17 protein-coding genes and 1 riboswitch are annotated in these 19,408 nt (G+C 45.1%); of the genes, 13 read left to right on the top strand and 4 right to left on the bottom strand.

The features are described from left to right. Positions 1-20 precede the first annotated feature (20 nt). A riboswitch (TPP riboswitch) is annotated at positions 21-123 on the top strand. 62 nt (positions 124-185) lie between these two features. From thiC to NKI27_RS17070, 10 genes are all read left to right on the top strand, one after another. Continuing rightward, entirely contained in the window at positions 186-2,069 is a 1,884-nt protein-coding gene (gene thiC / locus NKI27_RS17115; RefSeq protein WP_265047244.1) for a phosphomethylpyrimidine synthase ThiC, read from the top strand. Positions 2,070-2,089: 20 nt separating this feature from the next. Continuing rightward, complete coding sequence (nudF, locus tag NKI27_RS17110; protein WP_265047243.1) at positions 2,090-2,719, top strand: ADP-ribose diphosphatase; 630 nt, start codon at positions 2,090-2,092, stop codon at positions 2,717-2,719. A gap of 69 nt (positions 2,720-2,788) precedes the next feature. Further along, positions 2,789-3,241: a DUF1249 domain-containing protein gene (locus NKI27_RS17105; protein WP_265047242.1), complete on the top strand. Its 453-nt coding sequence runs from the start codon at positions 2,789-2,791 to the stop codon at positions 3,239-3,241. 161 nt (positions 3,242-3,402) lie between these two features. Continuing rightward, complete coding sequence (gene cpdA / locus NKI27_RS17100) at positions 3,403-4,251, top strand: 3',5'-cyclic-AMP phosphodiesterase (RefSeq protein ID WP_265047241.1); 849 nt, start codon at positions 3,403-3,405, stop codon at positions 4,249-4,251. Between the two features lie 14 nt (positions 4,252-4,265). After that, entirely contained in the window at positions 4,266-4,889 is a 624-nt protein-coding gene (locus NKI27_RS17095; protein WP_265047240.1) for a YqiA/YcfP family alpha/beta fold hydrolase, read from the top strand. A 182-nt stretch (positions 4,890-5,071) separates the two neighbouring features. Beyond that, positions 5,072-6,157 carry a glycine cleavage system aminomethyltransferase GcvT gene (gene gcvT, locus NKI27_RS17090; RefSeq protein WP_265047239.1) on the top strand — a complete coding sequence of 362 codons (1,086 nt, stop codon included), beginning with the start codon at positions 5,072-5,074 and terminating at the stop codon, positions 6,155-6,157. A gap of 199 nt (positions 6,158-6,356) precedes the next feature. Next, positions 6,357-6,752, top strand: a complete 396-nt coding sequence (gcvH, locus tag NKI27_RS17085) for a glycine cleavage system protein GcvH (protein ID WP_265047238.1) — start codon at positions 6,357-6,359, stop codon at positions 6,750-6,752. Positions 6,753-6,883: 131 nt separating this feature from the next. After that, positions 6,884-8,257, top strand: coding sequence for an aminomethyl-transferring glycine dehydrogenase subunit GcvPA (gcvPA, locus tag NKI27_RS17080; protein ID WP_265047237.1), 1,374 nt, complete (start codon positions 6,884-6,886; stop codon positions 8,255-8,257). Beyond that, positions 8,257-9,723: an aminomethyl-transferring glycine dehydrogenase subunit GcvPB gene (gcvPB, locus tag NKI27_RS17075; RefSeq protein ID WP_265047236.1), complete on the top strand. Its 1,467-nt coding sequence runs from the start codon at positions 8,257-8,259 to the stop codon at positions 9,721-9,723. Before gcvPA ends, gcvPB begins: the two co-directional genes overlap by 1 nt. A 239-nt stretch (positions 9,724-9,962) precedes the next feature. Then, positions 9,963-11,159, top strand: a complete 1,197-nt coding sequence (locus tag NKI27_RS17070; RefSeq protein ID WP_265047235.1) for a class I SAM-dependent rRNA methyltransferase — start codon at positions 9,963-9,965, stop codon at positions 11,157-11,159. Between the two features lie 12 nt (positions 11,160-11,171). Here NKI27_RS17070 and NKI27_RS17065 read toward each other — a convergent pair whose 3' ends face one another. Further along, positions 11,172-12,278, bottom strand: coding sequence for an imelysin family protein (locus NKI27_RS17065; protein WP_265047234.1), 1,107 nt, complete (start codon positions 12,276-12,278; stop codon positions 11,172-11,174). A gap of 7 nt (positions 12,279-12,285) precedes the next feature. Beyond that, positions 12,286-12,939, bottom strand: coding sequence for a histidinol-phosphatase (locus tag NKI27_RS17060; RefSeq protein WP_265047233.1), 654 nt, complete (start codon positions 12,937-12,939; stop codon positions 12,286-12,288). A gap of 240 nt (positions 12,940-13,179) precedes the next feature. On the opposite strand from NKI27_RS17060, the gene NKI27_RS17055 reads away from it, so the two are divergent. The 3 genes from NKI27_RS17055 (at position 13,180) to NKI27_RS17045 (ending at position 17,531) form a co-directional block, all read left to right on the top strand. After that, positions 13,180-13,665, top strand: coding sequence for an RNA pyrophosphohydrolase (locus NKI27_RS17055; RefSeq protein WP_265047232.1), 486 nt, complete (start codon positions 13,180-13,182; stop codon positions 13,663-13,665). 41 nt (positions 13,666-13,706) lie between these two features. Next, positions 13,707-15,995, top strand: coding sequence for a phosphoenolpyruvate--protein phosphotransferase (gene ptsP / locus NKI27_RS17050; RefSeq protein ID WP_265047231.1), 2,289 nt, complete (start codon positions 13,707-13,709; stop codon positions 15,993-15,995). 276 nt (positions 15,996-16,271) lie between these two features. Beyond that, entirely contained in the window at positions 16,272-17,531 is a 1,260-nt protein-coding gene (locus NKI27_RS17045) for a patatin-like phospholipase family protein (protein WP_265047230.1), read from the top strand. A gap of 31 nt (positions 17,532-17,562) precedes the next feature. On the opposite strand, the gene NKI27_RS17040 is transcribed toward NKI27_RS17045, so the two are convergent. Together NKI27_RS17040 and hslU are read right to left on the bottom strand one after the other, a co-directional pair. Continuing rightward, entirely contained in the window at positions 17,563-17,919 is a 357-nt protein-coding gene (locus tag NKI27_RS17040) for a DUF971 domain-containing protein (protein ID WP_265047229.1), read from the bottom strand. Positions 17,920-18,003: 84 nt separating this feature from the next. Beyond that, complete coding sequence (hslU, locus tag NKI27_RS17035; RefSeq protein ID WP_265047228.1) at positions 18,004-19,332, bottom strand: HslU--HslV peptidase ATPase subunit; 1,329 nt, start codon at positions 19,330-19,332, stop codon at positions 18,004-18,006. Between the last annotated feature and the right edge of the window lie 76 nt (positions 19,333-19,408).

Below are 19,408 nucleotides of genomic sequence, written 5' to 3'. Positions count from 1 at the left end.
CCTTATATCTCTACACTTGACTCGTCTTGTCGGGGTGCTTTTCAAAAAGCTGAGACTGAATACTCAGAACCCGTTGACCTGATCCGGTTAGTACCGGCGTAGGGATTCGAGATCAAATATAATTTGATATCTCTCTCCCCATCTCTTTTATTTAATTCAATGTTCATTTTTTTGGGGTATATCGTATGACTGCTAGTCCAACAAACTTTTTGAGCGACTCAGCTAAAGTTGACCAAGCATCTGTGGCACCGCTACCAAATTCTAAGAAAATTTATATCGAAGGCAGTCGGCCTGACATTCAAGTACCGATGAGAGAGATTAGTCTGGCAGACACACCTACCGATTTGGGTGGAGAGAAAAATGAGCCTGTCACTGTTTATGATACCTCTGGCCCCTATACTGACCCTGCTGCACAAATAGATATCAGAAAAGGGCTTAAGCCTATTCGGTCTGCTTGGATAGAAGAGCGCAACGATACAGAAACCTTAACAGGGTTTACGTCAGAATTTACCAATCGGCGCATGAAAGACCTAACCCTTGATCACATGCGGTTTAACCTATTTAGTGCGCCTAGAAAAGCTAAAGCAGGTAAAAACGTCACGCAATTGCACTATGCGCGACAAGGTATTATTACCCCAGAAATGGAGTTTATCGCTATTCGTGAAAATATGCGCTTAGATGAAGCACGTGAACGAGGCGAGTTAGATCAGCAGCACCCTGGTCAGTCTTTTGGTGCGGCTATTCCACAACAAATTACCCCTGAGTTTGTTCGAGATGAAGTGGCGCGAGGACGTGCAATTATCCCTTGTAATATTAACCACCCAGAACTAGAACCGATGATTATTGGCCGTAACTTCTTAGTGAAAATTAATGGCAATATCGGTAACTCAGCGGTTACGTCGTCAATCGAAGAAGAAGTGGAAAAACTCACATGGGGTGTTCGCTGGGGGTCCGATACGATTATGGATCTTTCAACCGGTAAAAATATTCATGAAACCCGCGAATGGATTGTGCGCAACTCGCCGGTACCTATTGGTACTGTGCCAATTTATCAAGCGCTTGAAAAAGTCGGTGGAGTAGCCGAAGACTTAACCTGGGAGATATTCCGAGATACCTTGATAGAGCAGGCAGAGCAGGGCGTGGATTACTTTACGATTCACGCGGGGGTACTGCTTAGGTATGTTCCGATGACGGCTAAGCGGGTGACGGGCATTGTTTCTCGTGGTGGCTCGATCATGGCTAAATGGTGCTTAGCACATCATAAAGAAAACTTCCTATACACACATTTTGAAGATATCTGTGAAATCATGAAGGCCTATGATGTGTCGTTCTCATTGGGTGATGGCTTGCGCCCAGGCAGTATTGCCGATGCGAATGATGAAGCGCAGTTTGGCGAATTAGAGACATTGGGCGAACTGACCCAGATCGCTTGGAAACATGATGTGCAAACCATCATTGAAGGTCCTGGGCATATCCCCATGCACATGATCAAAGAAAACATGGACAAGCAATTGGTTGAGTGCGGTGAAGCACCTTTCTACACCTTAGGCCCATTAACGACGGATATTGCCCCAGGCTATGACCACATAACTTCGGGTATTGGTGCTGCAATGATCGGTTGGTATGGCTGTGCAATGCTATGTTATGTGACACCTAAAGAGCACTTGGGGCTGCCTAATAAAGACGACGTTAAGACGGGCATTATCACCTATAAGATTGCAGCGCATGCCGCAGACCTTGCGAAAGGGCACCCGGGCGCTCAAATCAGAGATAATGCTATGTCGAAGGCTCGATTTGAGTTCCGCTGGGAAGATCAGTTCAACCTAGGCTTAGACCCTGATACGGCTCGGTCTTACCATGACGAAACATTGCCTAAAGACTCAGCTAAAGTTGCACACTTTTGCTCCATGTGCGGACCTAAATTTTGCTCGATGAAAATCAGCCAAGAGGTTCGTGATTACGCCGCGGATAAAGCGTTATCAGATATTGATAGCGCACTAGAAACGGGCATGAGTGAAATGTCTGAAGAGTTTCGTAAGCAGGGCAGTGAAATTTACAGTAAGGTATAGTTTAAAGGAGAGGCGCGATAATGATGAACGATATTAAACAGCCGTTTGATGAGTCTGACGTTAAGGTTCTTTCGAGAGAACGGGCGTTTAATGGGTTCTTTAAAATAGATCGTTATCGCCTGTCTCACCGGCTGTTTGAAGGTGGCTGGTGCAAAGAGCTACAGCGCGAGTTGTTTGTGCGGGGCGAGTCTACTTGTGTGCTGCCTTATGATGCAAAAACTGATCAAGTGGTGCTGCTTGAACAATTTCGCGTGGGCGCGCTAGATCATGGACAAAGCCCGTGGCTGCTAGAGCTGGTTGCGGGTATTAACGATGAAGGTGAAACACCTGAAACCGTTGCTCGGCGTGAAGGCGTTGAGGAGGCGGGTATCGAGCTGGGTGAGTTACGTCCCATCTGCCAGTACTTGGTTTCCCCTGGCGGTACCAACGAAAAAGTTCATCTGTATTGTGGGCAGGTTGATGTCTCGACGGCTCAAGGCATTCATGGCTTAGAGTATGAAGGTGAAGACATTAAAGTGCATGTGGTTCAAGCGAGTCAGGCGTTTGATTATGTAGCCAGTGGAAAAATTAATAACGCCGCGTCGATTATTGCATTGCAGTGGTTGCAATTGAATCGTGATATATTGAGGGCTGACTGGTCTGAACGCTAGCGTTATGAGTAATAACGGTGAGGTGGACTGTTAGGAGGTCGATGCGCTACGGTTTTTAGTGGGGAATGCATGAATTTTAAACGTCGATATGTTCCAGATATTACGCGTCTTGGGGCTTTGGGTGACGGTAATTACCTACGCTTGTTAAAGCTAATACCTCGTGATTTTGATGATAAGGTCGCGGAATTTCAACTCTCTTCAGATACCCAGTATCTTGGCCGTGTGCGAATTAAGTTAATAGAAACCTGCAAATATACCGACACGGTTTATCTTGAACAGATACACAACTCCGGTAAATGGCTTAATAACCCGCAAATGACCGTGCGACTATATCATGATGTAGGCATGGCCGAAGTTATAAGCTGTCGTCGCCACAGGCGAATTCAGGCGGTGAACGATTACCCCAACCGTTTTATGCATCACCCCGATGAAAAAATTCAAATTAATGCCTTTCTTGCGGAATGGTTAGACTATTGTCTGAAATTTGGGCACGCAATTTGCGACCTGACTAGCAAAATGTGAATGCTACACTGGAAAAGTGTCCTCGCAATTTATAAGGTGATGGTTAAATTCACATCATATCTACGAATGCCGACGCGATCTTAATAATCAATAAGATAAAAAATAATAAAATAAAAATAATAGCGCATCGGATAAGGTTATAGGGGAGGCTGAGCTAGGGTATGAATATTGCCGACGAAGATCATCCAAAGAAACAGAAAATAGCAGAGTGTTCGCCATCTGATGATGCATTATTGATTATTCAGATTACCGACCCTCATTTACGTAAAGAAGAAGACGGTAAGCTGCTGGGCATGAACACGCGCTCTAGTCTTGATGCCGTGCTTCAGCTTGTTAAGCAAAACCATACTACGCCTGATGCTGTCATTGCTACAGGCGACCTTGCGCAAGATGGATCAAGTGAGGCCTATCGTTGCTTTGAAGAAAAATTAAGCGGTTTTGATTGCCCTGTTTATTGGTTTACGGGTAACCACGATAACCGAGAGACAATGAAGGATGTCGCAGGCACTAACGGTGCGCTTGAAAAAGTCGTTCGTATGGGTGAGTGGCAGTTTGTTTTTCTAGACTCATTGCTTGATGGCGAAGTGCATGGCCATCTATCTGATACTGAATTGCAGTTGCTAGATGATGCGCTCTCTGAAAGACCTGATTTGCATAGTCTCGTGAGCTTCCATCACCACCCCGTCGATATTGATTGTAAGTGGCTAGATGCTATAGGCTTAAAAAACAGGGATCAATTATTAAGCATTATTGACCGGCATGCTAACGTAAGAGGATTGGTGTGGGGGCATATCCACCAAGAAATTGATGCTGTCAGAAAAGGGGTTCGGTTGTTAGCTTCGCCGTCTACCTGCGTCCAGTTTTTGCCGAAATCTGAATCATTTGCGGTGGATAATCTGGCGCCAGGCTATCGTTGGCTACAGTTAAAGGCTGATGGCTCGATCAATACTGGTGTGGAGCGCGCGGACCATATTGAGTTTTTGGTAGATTACACCAGCAAAGGGTATTAAAAGGCTTGGCTAGTGTGACCGGGCAAAAGCCTAACGCTCAAAACAATAAGACGCCAACAGCGACCTTAATTTATCTCCATGGATTTAACAGTTCGCCTGAGTCGCATAAGGCTCAGTTTCTAAAAGGCTATCTTAATCAATCAACCTACTCATGCCGTTACTTAGTTCCTCGACTGTCATACTCGCCTGCACAGGTTGAGTGTTCAATATCGGCTCTAATTGAGGAGCAGCTAGCATTAGGGCCGGTTTCGCTGATAGGCAGTTCATTAGGGGGGTATTACGCGATTTATTTTGCAGAGAAATATTCCCTCAAAGCCGCATTAATCAATCCAGCCGTTAAACCTTACCAACTTTTAGCTGATTACCTTGGCGAGAATCAAAACTTGTATAGCGGCGAGCGCTATACGCTTACGACAAGTCATATGGATCAGCTGTTAGCGTTAGATATCGATAAAGTATCGCGACCTAAAAATTTACTGCTTCTAACTCAAACCGCTGATGACACGCTTAATTATCGTGAAGCTTTGCTGAAGCTTGGAGATTCCCCAGCGTGGATTCAAACCGGCGGAAGTCATGAGTTTTCAAGTTTCGAGGTTGTGATTCCGGCGCTGATGGCGTTTCTAGGGATAAAAAAATAAATCTGCTTACCTAAAACCTTGTATTACCAGTCAGTTTTTACCTATTCATTGAACGCACTATATCGGGTATTATAGGCGCCGCTAAATGGCCGTGCCATTTTCATCAATGACAGCTGAAGAGTTGTGATAAAATCGCATTTTTGTGATTCAACAACATTCGATAATTAGCAAAAGGCTTAGTTATGGGAAATAAAACCGCACTTTATGACACTCACGTGGCTTGTGGTGGAAAGATCGTCGACTTTGGTGGTTGGGATATGCCCATTCATTACGGTTCTCAGCTTGAAGAGCATCATATTGTTCGCCAAGCCAGTGGCATGTTTGATGTTTCTCATATGACGATTGTTGATCTTGCTGGTGATGATGCAAAACGCTATTTACAGTACTTGCTAGCGAACGACGTAGACAAGTTAAAAGACGTTGGTAAGGCGCTATACACGGGTATGTTAAACGAGAAAGGTGGCGTTATCGACGACCTAATCGTATATAAAATGCCAGAAGGATACCGTTTGGTTGTTAACTGCGGTACTCGAGAGAAAGACCTCGCTTGGATGGAAAAGCAGGCGTCTGGTTTTGATATTGTTTTGACTGAGCGTCCTGAGTTGGCAATGTTAGCTATTCAAGGTCCAGACGCAATTGCTAAAGCAAAAGAAGTGTTAGCAGGAGAAAAAGCCGATGTTATTTCGACGCTTAAGGTCTTTCAAGGCCTAGAAAGTGGCGGTTGGATGCTGTGTCGAACAGGTTATACCGGCGAAGACGGCTTAGAAATTATTTTACCTGAAGAAAGTGCGGTGTCGTTTTGGCAGCAGCTTCAGACTGCGGGTGTAAAGCCTTGTGGTCTTGGCGCACGCGATACGTTACGACTCGAGGCGGGGATGAATTTATATGGCTCTGAAATGGATGAAGATACGAGCCCGTTGCAAGCGAATATGGCGTGGACCATTGCTTGGCAGCCAGAAGATCGTAAATTCATCGGGCGAGCGGCACTAGAAGCTGAAAAGACTGATGGCGTTAAAACTAAGCTAGTTGGACTTGTTTTAGAAGAGCGCGGTGTTTTACGTGGCCATCAGAAGGTCATTGTTGAGGGCGTCGGAGAAGGTGAAATTACCAGCGGTACCTTTTCGCCAACGTTGGGGTACTCAATAGCTATTGCGCGAGTCCCTATGGAAACAGGGGATAGTTGTTCGGTTGAAATGCGTAAAAAACTACAGACAGTTAAAGTGGTAACGCCACCCTTTGTTCGAAACGGTGCGCGAGTTTATAAATAGTTTGCTATAACGTAGTTTTAGATAATTTGGTTTTAGGCGGCTTAGTTTGCGATAAAATAGTCACAATTTAAGTGGTGTTGAATTTATACTGCTCTAATCAATATTGATAGCGACTCACGAATGATGATTAATGAGCCGCATTAGTGTTGTTTAAAGAGCGAATATTTCAGTTTTTAGTTAATATCGGGGAAGCAAAACGATGAGTAATATTCCAGGCGAATTAAAATATCTTTCGAGCCATGAGTGGGTTCGAGTTGAGGCTGACGGTACTGCAACAATTGGTATTACCGATCATGCTCAAGACCTGTTGGGTGATGTTGTTTTTGTTGAGTTGCCTGAAGTTGGTGCCGAAATTAATGCCGGTGAAGAAGCGGGTGTTGTTGAGTCAGTAAAAGCTGCTTCTGATATTTTTAGTCCGGTTAGTGGTGAAGTATTAGCTATTAACGAAGCACTAGAAGAATCACCAGACCTGGTTAATAACGAGCCGTATGAAGATGGTTGGTTTTTTAAAGTAAAACTGACAGACGAGAGTGATCTTGAGTCATTGCTTGATGCCGAAGCTTATTCCGCGGCTTGCGAAGACGAAGACCACTAATTACTCTGCGTATCAGTAATTGATCTGGGCGTTATATAATAGACTGGGCTGAAACCCAGTCTATATGCGTCCAATAAATATTGACCATTTTTCGCAAGAACAAGCGTTAAACCTGCCTTAGAGAGACGTACATGCCCTTTATTCCACATACTGAAGAAGATATTCGAAAGATGTTGGAGACTATTGGTGCACAATCAATAGATCAACTTTTTGACGAAATCCCCTCACACCTTAGAGCGGGTGCTTTAGATGCCATTCCTCCTGCTAGGAGTGAGATGGAAATAATGCGCTTGATGTCTGATCGAGCAGAGCAAGACAGTGGCGCACTATGCTTTATTGGTGCGGGTGCGTATGAGCATCATATCCCTGCTGCCGTTTGGGATATCGCCGCGCGTGGCGAATTTATGACAGCGTACACCCCTTATCAGGCGGAAGCGAGTCAGGGAACGCTACAGTTGATCTATGAATTTCAATCAATGATCACCGCGTTAACCGGGCTAGATGTCTCCAATGCTTCTCTCTATGACGGTGCATCAGGTTTGGCTGAAGCCGTTCTCATGGCGATCAGAGCTAATAGAAAATCAAAAAGTAAGCGTGTTTTAATTGCAGGAACCGTTCATCCGATCTACAAGAAGGTTGTAAACAGTATTGTTCACAACCAGAAAATAGAGCTGGTTGAAGTGCCGTTCGATCCCTCTTCATTAACCATTGATATGGCAGCGCTTTCTAAGTTTGAAGGTGAGGATTTTGCGGCATTAATTATCGCTCAACCTAACTTTTTTGGCACGCTAGAAGATGTTCACCAGTTGATCAATTGGGGGCATGAACAAAAGATGTTGGTGGTGGGTGTTGTTAACCCCACGGCTGCAACGCTGATATCGCCTCCAGGTGAATGGGGCGAAAATGGTGCTGACATTGCGGTTGGTGAAGGGCAACCGATGGGGATTCCTTTAGCGTCTGGCGGGCCGTATTTTGGTTTTATTTGCTGTAAGCAGGCGTTGGTTAGACAAATGCCAGGCCGTATTATTGGTCGTACTGTAGACCTTGATGGCAAAGAAGGGTTTGCGTTGACGCTACAAGCACGAGAGCAGCATATTCGTCGCTCTAAGGCGACCTCTAACATCTGTACTAACCAAGGGTTAGCGGTAACAGCGGCGACTATTTACATGAGTTTGCTAGGGCACGAGGGTATCGAGCGTGTTGCCCGAGCATGTCATGCTAATACTAATCGCTTAGCTGGGCTGCTGTCGGCGGTATCTGGGGTTGAAGTTGTATCAACAGGACCTCGCTTCCACGAATTTGTCTTACGTTTACCAGCCTCTTCACGCTTGGTTCTAGAGCATATGGAGTTGCAGGGAGTATTAGGGGGGTATGACTTGTCTACCCATTACCCTGAGTTAGAAAACTGCATTCTTGTATGTGCAACAGAAACCAAAACAGAGCAAGACCTCAATGCATATGTGAATGCTTTGGAACTATCGCTTAAAGAGTTGGAGGCAGCTTAATGTTAATTTTTGAACGTGGTGTAAAAGGGCGTACGGCCACCGCTCAGGCTCCTTTAACTAAAGCAGACGTTACCGATATTCCTGATAGCTTGATGCGGAAAAAGAAAGCGGCCATGCCTGAAGTGTCAGAGCTTCAAGTGGTTAGACATTATACTAACTTGTCGCGTAAGAACTTCTCAATTGATACTCAGTTTTACCCGTTAGGGTCTTGTACGATGAAATATAACCCACGCGGCGCGCACAAAGTTGCTAGCTTACCGGGTTTTTTGAATCGTCACCCATTAGCGCCAGAGTCATATAGCCAAGGGTATCTTGCCAGTGTTTTTGACCTGCAAGAAATATTAAAAGAAGTAACGGGAATGGCCGGTGTTTCTTTGAGCCCTATGGCGGGTGCTCAAGGTGAGTTTGCAGGCGTAGCGATGATTCGTGCTTACCATGAAAAGCGTGGTGACCATGAGCGTAGCGAAATTATTGTACCGATTGCGGCTCACGGTACTAACCCTGCCACAGCGGTTATGTGTGGCTATAAGGTAAAAGAAATTCCCGTGCTTAATGACGGCGACGTCGATGTAGAAGCACTAAAAGGAGCCGTTGGCCCGCAAACGGCAGGGATCATGATGACCAACCCTTCTACCTGTGGTGTTTTCGAACGTCAAGTTGAAGTGATTGCTAAGGTTGTGCACGATGCAGGTGGCTTGCTGTACTACGACGGCGCTAACTTGAATGCTATTTTAGGCAAGGTTCGTCCAGGGGATATGGGGTTTGATGTGCTGCATATGAACCTGCATAAAACGTTTGCTACGCCGCATGGTGGCGGTGGTCCAGGTTCTGGCCCTGTTGCTGTCGGTAAACGATTATTGCCATTTCTACCGACCCCTATTGTTGGTATCGAAGACGCCGGTGGTGAGCCAGGTTATTGCTGGTTAGATCAAGATGCTCTGCCTGACAGTATCGGCCGTTTGTCTGCCTTTATGGGAAATGCGGGTATTATCTTACGTGCCTATATTTATGCTCTATTTGTCGGTCGTGATGGGATGCAGCGAGTGAGTGAGTTCTCAACGCTTAATGCCAACTATATGATGAAAAGGTTAGCAGATGCTGGGTTTGATCTCGCATATAAAGATCGAAGAGCGACTCATGAGTTTATCGTTACTTTGAGCAAGCAATCTAAAGAGCTAGGCGTTAACGCAATGGATTTTGCAAAGCGTTTACTTGATTATGGTTATCATGCACCGACGACTTACTTCCCATTGCTAGTGCCAGAGTGTTTGTTGATAGAGCCGACAGAAACTGAATCTATTGATGAAATGGATGGCTTTGTTGATGCGATGATTCAGATCTTGAAAGAAGCTGAAAACTCACCGGACTTGGTAAAAGGCGCGCCTTATAGTCAGCCGGTTAAACGTCTGGATGATGTTAAGGCTGCTCGAGAGCTTGATGTAAGCTATAAGCCCGAGTCGTTTTAAGACAGGGCTACTTTAAGACAGGGCTACTTTAAGACAGGGCTACTTTAAGACTGAGTAGCTCTAAGCGCTATTCATAAACACTAAGTGACAACATAAGCGGCAAGATTAACAGTGTTAACTTGCCGCTTATCATTTAAGTGCCTGCCTAAACGCCGCCCTAGGTGTTAATGATCGTTATATCTTTTCCTGTCTCTGCTGTTCACTGTTATAATCTCGCCTCGATTTATCAGGAGGTTTTTATGTCTAATAAGGTGCTCCAACTTCAAAAAGGTGCAGACCGACGGCTAAAGCAGGGGCATCTGTGGATATATAGCAATGAGGTTGATTCAGTCAATGGCGGACTAAAGCAGTTTCAGCCAGGCGAACAAGTCGCCGTGGTCAGTAATTCCGGCAAGTCCTTAGGGACTGCTTTTGTTAATCCTAATACGTTGATTTGTGCGCGATTAATCAGCCGCTCTACCACTCAGTTTATGGATAAGTCGCTGATTGTTCATCGACTTAAAATAGCGTTGTCATTGCGCCAGCAAGCATTCGAAAAACCATTTTATCGCTTGGTGTTTGGTGACAGTGATGGTCTTTCAGGTTTGGTTATTGATCGTTTTGGTGATACCTGTGTCGCTCAAATATCGACATTCGGTATGGAGTTGCTGAAGGCTGAGCTAATAGAGGCGATTGAGAAAGTGATTAAGCCAGCCACGCTAATTTTCCGCAATGATGGAAAAATGAGAGAAGTTGAAGGGCTTGAGTCTTATACTGAAACGGTCATTGGTGAAGAAGTTGAGTCGGTTCAGCTAGAAGAGAATGGTGTTTTATTTAGTGCGCCAGTACTGAAAGGGCAAAAAACAGGTTGGTTTTACGATCATAGAATGAACAGAGCTCGCTTGGCACCTTATGTTAAAGGCAAGCGTGTACTGGATATATTTAGTTATATTGGCGGTTGGGGGATTCAAGCGGCCGCATTTGGTGCTGAGTCGGTTACCTGCATCGATGCCTCTGACTATGCACTTTCTTATGTCGAAGAAAATGCCAGGCTAAATGGCGTGACGGATAAAGTGAAGTGCATTCAGGGCGACGCATTTGCAGTTTGTAGAGAACTGCGAGATATTCGTGAAAAGTTTGATGTAGTGATTGTTGATCCACCTGCGTTTATCCCAAGAAGACGTGATATAAAGGCTGGTGAACAGGCCTATCAGCGTATTAACCAACTGGCAATGCGGCTGCTTGAGAAGGATGGGGTATTGGTTTCTGCCTCTTGCTCTATGCATCTTCAGCGAGACCGTTTGACGGATATTATACGTTCAACCGGTAGGCAGACAGATCGATTTGTTCAGATCATCGAGCAAGGGCATCAAGGCGCAGATCACCCGATTGTGCCTGCTATTCCAGAAACTGAATACCTGAAAGCATGCTTTGCTCGGGTGTTACCTTCTTTTTAATATCAATGTAGACTAAAGCAAGAGCGCCTTGGCCAGTTGAGTGAGTTTCTGACCGTGCTCTTGCTTGTTACTCGCGTTTTTCCATTCTTTACTCTCTATCAATGCTTTAAGAATTCTGATTTGCGCTTCGGTGTCTTTTTTATCACTACCTGAAAACGCAGAGTGTGGCTCTATTTCGATAACCTCCTCGTTGTTATCGTTGGCCTGCCTTACTTTGGCTGTATTTATCTGCAGGTTTGAGATTAACTGTTCAGTTGCAGCGTTGATGGTGGCATTTTGTTCTTTAGCCGGTAACGCGTGAAGTGCGGTGGCATAGAAGCCTGTGTTGGTGTTCCACGCTTTGCAAAGTGTTGCTAAGTCTTCAGTTAACATGCTTGTGGTGAGTGATAATAGCTGGCTGCGTCGCACCTTAAATACATCGTCACTGTTAACGTCGCTTTCCTGTTGGGTAGGTAAAAATGCGGTGTGTGTTCTGTTATTTTCTCCCCATAAGAGGAACTCTACCGCATGAAAGCCCAATGCAACGTAGGCGCTATCAGCAAACTGGTGTTCTTTGTTGAGTGTTTCTCTGTCTATGGGGAGAGGGGAAAATATGAATCCACTTTTAGGGTAGCCTTCGACTTCATCGATATACCCTGGTAAAAGCGGCGTTTGGTCAATTCTAATCGCGATCGCGTGTTTAACCGGCTTGATTGTAGACTGGTCTAATACCGGGTGATTGATATTAATATTTCGAAAAAGTTGCGTTGAGGTGTACTCGTTGTGACTATTTAGCCAAGCAGACTGTGCTTCTATTAAGCCTTTTTCGGTGGGGGCTGTGACAAACAGTTGGATGGACTTTTGTAGCTGCTCTGCGCTTGAGCAGACGGTAGTAAATTGCTGATTGGCTAAGTCGAGATAAAACACGGTGAGTGGAAGGGGGTGGGGCGTAGAATCTGAGAGGGTAGAGTCCACATTTAGGCTAGCACCTGATTCGGTGTTAGCGGTTGAGGCTTCAGGCTTGGCAACCTGATCGGGCGGCTGAGATGACTCAGGGTCGTTATTACTGCAGGCGCAGACGACTAACCCAATAAGCAAAAAACTCGTTAGCCTGACCCATTTACTGTTTCTGAACGCCATCAGTTATCTACCTTAAAGAGATTATTTTCCAGTTGTTTTGCATCGCGTGAGATGTAAGTTTTTCGTCCGCATCCACAGCTACAGGGGTATCCACGATTTCTAACAATGGTAGATCATTATGAGAATCACTATAGAAGTAGGATCCTTCAAGGCTATATTGCTGTTCTTTTAACCAATTATTCAGGCGTGTTACTTTGCCTTCTTTAAAACTAGGGATGCCTGAAATTGCGCCGGTGTAGCGGTTATCGATTATTTCGGGGTCTGTAGCAATAAGGTGGTCAACCCCTAATAGTTCTGCGATAGGCTCCGTCACAAAACGGTTGGTGGCTGTGATAATCAGAATATAGTGCCCTTGCTCTCTATGGGAGCGAACCAGCGCTTCAGCTTTATTGAGCATGAGAGGTTTGATTCTTTCATTTACAAACTGTTCTCTCCATTGCAGCAGCGATGTCATCGGGTGTGCGGCTAACGGGGCTAAAGAGAACTCGAGGTAGCGCGTCATATCTAGCTTGCCACTTAGGTAATCTTGGTAAAACTGATCATTGGCTTTTTCATACTCTTCAGCGTTAACAATCCCTTTATCAGCCAAAAACTGCCCCCAAGCATGGTCGCTATCACCGGCGATTAGAGTGTTATCGAGATCGAATATTGCGAGGGTCACAGGTGATTCTCCTTAAGGGAAATAGTCAAAAAGTATATTGTTTTCAGTCACGTGAGCTATGCTGACATTAGTATTGTTTATATAGGCGTTACGTAACGCGATAACTGAAGTTAAGTGTCGCTTATTATACGTTAGTCTATTAGATTTAGTTATAACGAATTTATCCGCAGCGGCTAAGGTTTGCTGAAAAGCCGTTTTTCTGGAAGAATGTAGAGAAATAACAGTTAAAGGTATGCAGGTGTGATCGACTCCGACGGTTTTAGGCCGAATGTCGGAATTATTCTTGCCAATCATCAGAATGAGGTATTGTGGGCTAGACGAATAGGACAGGATTCATGGCAGTTCCCCCAAGGCGGGATAAAAAAGAATGAAACACCTGAAGAAGCGTTGTACCGAGAACTTGCTGAAGAAGTTGGACTTACTGCGTCAGATGTTGAAATCGTATCCTGCACGAGAGGATGGCTGCGTTACCGCCTACCTAAAAAAATGATTCGTTATAACTCGCAACCTCTTTGTGTTGGCCAGAAGCAGAAGTGGTATTTACTACGGATGCAAAGTCCCGATTCGACGGTTTGTATGACAAATAGTGACTCTCCCGAGTTTGATGGTTGGGAGTGGGTTAGTTATTGGTATCCACTGGGACAGGTGGTTGCTTTTAAACGAGAAGTTTATCGAAGAGCGATGAAGGAACTAGCGCCTCGGTTGCTTAAAAAATATGTAGTTTAATGACAAAATAAGTTTGGAAATTATATGGCGGAAACTCACTGATGCTCAGTGTTTTACGAAGCATTGTTCAGGAAGTTAATGCAGCTAAAGACCTCCAGCATGCATTAGACATTATTGTATCTCGCGTACAAGATGCAATGGATACAGATGTCTGCTCTGTCTACTTATTTGATCCCGCCTCCAATCGTTATCGGTTGATGGCAACAGAAGGCCTTAATCAAGGCGCTGTAGGTAAGGTTAGCCTTGGTCATTCAGAAGGGTTGGTCGGACTAGTGGGTGTTAGGGAAGAGCCTATCAACCTACAGGACGCCCCCTCACACCCCCGCTATCGCTATTTTCCCGAAACAGGAGAAGAGCGGTATCAGTCGTTTCTGGGGGTGCCTATTATTCATCGGCGTAACGTATTAGGCGTTATCGTTGTCCAACAGCAGAGCCCCAACCGATACTTTGATGAAGGCGAGGAAGCTTTTCTGGTCACCGTATCTGCTCAGCTTGCTGCGATTATTGCGCATAGTGAAGCCACCGATGTTATCGGTAAGCTGAGTCTGGGTGGCGCGGCCGGGAAAGATATTATCTTTAAGGGGGTCGCCGGCGCACATGGTGTTGCTATTGGTCACAGTGTCGTTATTTTCCCCCCTGCTGACTTAGATGCAGTACCCGATAAACTAGCTGAAGATAAAGCGTTTGAAATTCAGCGCTTCAAAGCAGCTATTGCTTCTGTCAGGCAAGATATACAAGAGGTAGGCAAGAAACTATCGGCTCAGTTACGCCCTGAAGAGCAGGCTTTGTTTGATGTTTACCTAGGTATTCTTGATGATAATGCGCTTGCAGGAGAAGTGTTATCACGCATCAATGCGGGTAGTTGGGCTCCGAGTGCTTTAAGGGATGTCATCAAAGAGTATGTCAGTCACTTTGATATGATGGGTGATGCATACTTGAGTGAACGAGCCGTTGATATTAAAGATCTTGGTCGACGCGTGCTGTCTTATTTAGAGGAATCCGATAAGACAGAGAAAGAATATCCCGAAAACACTATCTTAGTGAGCGACGAGTTAACTCCCGCTATGTTGGGCGAAGTGCCTAGAGAAAAACTGATCGGTCTGGTGTCTGTGAAAGGGTCAGGAAACTCTCATGTTGCTATTTTAGCTCGTGCGATGGGGATACCTACCGTGATGGGGTTGGTTGATATTCCCGTCTCACAATTAGGTAGTCGTGAGCTGATTGTTGACGGTTATAATGGACAGATTCATGCGTCACCATCTCAAGAGCTCCGAAACTTTTATAGCACCATAGTTGAAGAGGAAAAAGCTCTCGTTAAAGGGCTTGAAAGTCTTAAAAATCTACCCTGCACCACACTGGATGGTCATCGTGTGTCGGTATGGGTTAATACGGGGTTAATGACCGACGTTGTTCGTTCGTTAAGCAATGGTGCAGAAGGGGTCGGGTTATACCGCACCGAAGTGCCCTTTATGATTAATGAGCGCTTTCCTAGCGAACAAGAGCAGCGAGACTGCTATCGCGAGCAGTTAGAAGCATTTTCACCCAATATTGTTACCATGAGAACGCTCGATATCGGCGGGGATAAGTCGTTATCGTACTTCCCAATACATGAAGAAAACCCCTTTCTAGGTTGGCGTGGCATCAGGGTAACGCTTGATCACCCTGAAATTTTCCTCGTTCAAGTTAGGGCTATGCTTAAGGCGAGTGAAGGGCTTGATAACCTTCGTATTATGCTGCCCATGATTTGTAATGTATCTGAGGTAGAAGAGGCTTTACACCTAATTTACCGAGTTTATCATGAGGTGAGAGAGGAGGGGGTGAACATATCGATGCCTCAGGTTGGCGTCATGATTGAGGTGCCAGGAGCTGTTTATCAAATTAAAGAATTGGCTGAGCGGGTGGATTTTTTGTCCGTTGGTTCTAATGACTTAACACAATATTTACTAGCGGTAGATAGAAATAACCCTCGCGTAGCAGGGCTTTATCAGTCGTTCCATCCCGCCGTTTTACAGGCGCTGGTTAAAATAGCGAAAGATGCACGATCTGCAGGAACCCAGCTTAGTATTTGTGGTGAGCTGGCAGGAGACCCCGCTGGTGCAGTGTTATTGATGGCGATGGGATACGAAGCGCTTTCAATGAATGCCTCTAACCTACCCAAGGTTAAATCGGTTATTCGCAATATCGACCTTGTTTGGGCTAAGCAACTGCTAGATAAAGTTTTATGCCTAGACTCCCCCGATGTCATCAAAAGTACTTTAGATCTTGCTTTAAAAGAAAAGGGGTTTGGTAAGTACGTTCATTCTGGGCGTGTTGTAGATCGGCTTGCTTAAAATATACCTCATTATAGGTATGTTCGACTACAAGGTTATGAAGCTTGAGCTATACTAAATTTTGTAAGTGATGATTAGTGTGAATATTCTAATTTGAGTTGCTAATGTAACTCATAGTACACACCATAATAATCGTTTTTTATCATGATTATAAGTATATAGAGAATAAGACCATCGTCACGGAATGACTCTCGGTGTAGGGCTTGGCACGGGCGTTTAAAATAGCGTTTTTAACTGTGCTGACGCGATAAGTTGTGGGAGGAAGCGGGAGCTTTAATGGTAGCGAATAAATCAGTAACAACGACAAAGCCAAAAATAGGGCTGGCGCTTGGTGGCGGAGGTCCTTTAGGCGGCATCTATGAAATAGGCGCTCTACGGGCTCTTGACGAGTCTCTTGAAGGATTAGATTTTAATGATCTGTATGTCTATGTGGGTGTTAGCTCGGGGGCGTTTGTCGCTGCTAATTTAGCGAATCAGATGACACCCGCACAAATGTGTCGCATTTTTGTCAAAAATGAAGCTGAAGTTCACCCTTTTCATCCAGAGTTTTTTTATCGTCCAGCAATTCGTGAGTATCTAAAGCGAGCGGTTTCTGTGCCTGGCTTAGTCGTTGAAGCTTGTGCTCGGTTTGTCAATAATCCTCATGACCAAAACTTCCTTGAAGCAATGACGGTTTTGGCGCAAGCGCTTCCTGCAGGTATTTTTGATAATGAAGGGTTGCACGAATACCTGCAACGCTCTTATAGCATGTTGGGTAGAACCAACGACTTTAGGCAGTTAAGCCGGCGTTTATATTTGGTTGCGTCAGACCTTGAGAGTAGTGAGTCAGTACGCTTTGGTGCCCCCGGATTTGATCATGTGCCTATTTCGAGAGCAGTACAGGCAAGTGTGGCCTCTCCCGGTCTCTATTGCCCTGTAGATATTGATGGTCGTTACTATATGGATGGAACGCTGCGGAAAGGTATGCATGCCTCAGTGGCGCTTGAAGATGGTGCTGATGTGGTGTTTGCGATAAACCCTGTCGTTCCAGTCGATGTGAGTGCTGCGGTTTCAGCGGGAACCATGAAGCCTGGCATGTTAAGAAATTCAGGCATGCCGCATATATTGTCGCAAACATATCGCACGATGGTGTACTCACGGATGCGTTCAGGTATGGCCATGTATGAGCGAGAATACCCCAATGCCGATGTTGTATTGTTTGAACCCACCCGCGATGACGGCAAGCTATTTTTCTCTAACGTGTTTAGTTTTCAGGCGCGTAGAATGGTGTGCGAACATGCTTACCAGATGACCCGAAAAGACCTTTTAAAACGTTCTGACGAGTTGCAAGAGCAGCTTGCGCCTTATGGCATAACGGTAAGAAAAGATATTTTGGAAGATGATCAGCGCACAATCAGTACCAGCCTATACGGCGAAATGTTACCGCTGTATGTCGCGAAAGAGCGAGAGGTTGAGTCGGGCTTTATTGGCAGAAAATTAAGCAGCGGTTTAGAAAGTGTGGCGGACTTGCTACAGAGCGCTAAGCATATTTTGTAATACTCCCCCCCTTTTTTTAGGGGGGTAGAAACTATCTACTTTCACCTGCAGACTCTAACTGCTGCAAATAACCCTTCCAGTAAGCCTCTTCATTACAGCCAAGGTCATACAAATAATCCCAAGTGTAAAGGCCTGAATCGTGCCCGTCACTGTAGGTAATTTTTAGGGCATAGTTACCCGCAGACTCAATATTGGTGATGGTGACATCTTTTTTGCCTGTTTGCAGAACTGCGCTATCAGGGCCGTGTCCTCGAACTTCAGCAGAGGGTGATAGTACGCGTAAAAACTCAAAGCTCAGTGAATATTTCTCGCTATCAGAATAGCAGAGTTCAAGGCAACGTGATTTTGTTTGAAGCTTTATTTGAGTAGGGCGTGGAGCGGTCGCCATAGGGAGTTCCTTTAGAAATAAATCTCAACTTGGCAGAGGCGTTATCAGCAGGCTCGTAGTGAAACCTGCTGATATGTTTGGGTGCTATAGAATATAACGGCTTAAGTCTTCATCTTCTGAAAGATCATTTAGTTGCTCATTGACGTAGTCAGCGGTAATTTCAAGGCTTTCATTGATGCTGTCGCCGGCCCCGAAAGATGCGCTTTCTAATAGCCTCTCAAGTACAGTGTGTAATCTTCGAGCACCAATGTTCTCTGTCGTTTCGTTAACTTTCCAAGCAATTTCTGCAATTCGGGTTAATGCGTCATCACTAAATTTAAGCGCTAAACCTTCTGTTGCCATGAGCGCTTCATATTGCTCTGTTAGCGAGGCATCTGGTTCAATTAGAATACGCTTAAAGTCTTCAGGTGATAGTGCTTTAAGTTCTACGCGTATGGGTAGTCTACCTTGAAGCTCAGGAATAAGGTCTGAAGGCTTTGATAGGTGGAAGGCACCTGAGGCAATAAATAGGATGTGATCTGTTTTTATCATGCCAAATTTAGTGCTAATGGTACACCCTTCGATCAGCGGAAGAAGGTCACGCTGTACACCCTCTCTTGAAACATCAGAGCTTGAGTTGTCTGCCCTTTTAGCTACCTTATCGATTTCATCAATAAAGACGATGCCGTTTTGTTCAACGAGATGCAGTGCATCTTGCTTAATCTGCTCTTCGTTAACAAAGCGAGCGGCTTCTTCTTCTTGAATCTTTTTAAATGCATCCGCTACTTTCATTTTTTTTGTTTTCTTTTTGTCTCCCGACATATTCGAAAACATACTTTGTAGCTGACTGGTCATTTCTTCCATGCCAGGAGGCGCCATTATTTCTACGCCGACCGGCGTTGCTTTTACTTCTATTTCTATTTCTTTGTCATCTAGCTCGCCTTCACGAAGTTTCTTGCGGAAAATCTGGCGTGCTGACGACTCAGGTGCTTCTGTTTCGGTTTCGTTAAATGTGCGTGCTGGAGGAAGAAGCGCGTCGAGTATGCGCTCTTCTGCTGCATCCATTGCCTGATGAGATACTGTATCCATCGCTTTTTCGCGTAACATCTTCATGGCCATGTCGACCAAGTCACGAATGATTGACTCTACATCACGGCCCACATAGCCCACTTCAGTAAATTTCGTGGCTTCCACTTTTATAAAAGGGGCATCTGCTAGTTTAGCAAGTCGACGGGCTATTTCAGTTTTACCTACGCCCGTTGGTCCAATCATTAGGATGTTCTTAGGCGTGATCTCATTACGCATGCCTTCGTCGAGCTGCATCCGTCTCCAACGGTTTCTAAGCGCGATAGCCACAGCGCGTTTGGCTTCATTCTGGCCAATAATGTGTTTATCTAATTCGTTGACTATTTCTCTAGGGGTCATTCCAGACATGATTTCTTACCAATTTATTGATTCTGCTGACGAGCCGTAATGTAATTGTATCAGCGCTTTACAGCTCATGATGTGT

It is taken from the genome of Alkalimarinus alittae (assembly GCF_026016465.1).
Taxonomy (GTDB): Bacteria; Pseudomonadota; Gammaproteobacteria; order Pseudomonadales; family Oleiphilaceae; genus Alkalimarinus; species Alkalimarinus alittae.
This window is presented reverse-complemented; position numbering and strand designations above follow the sequence as displayed.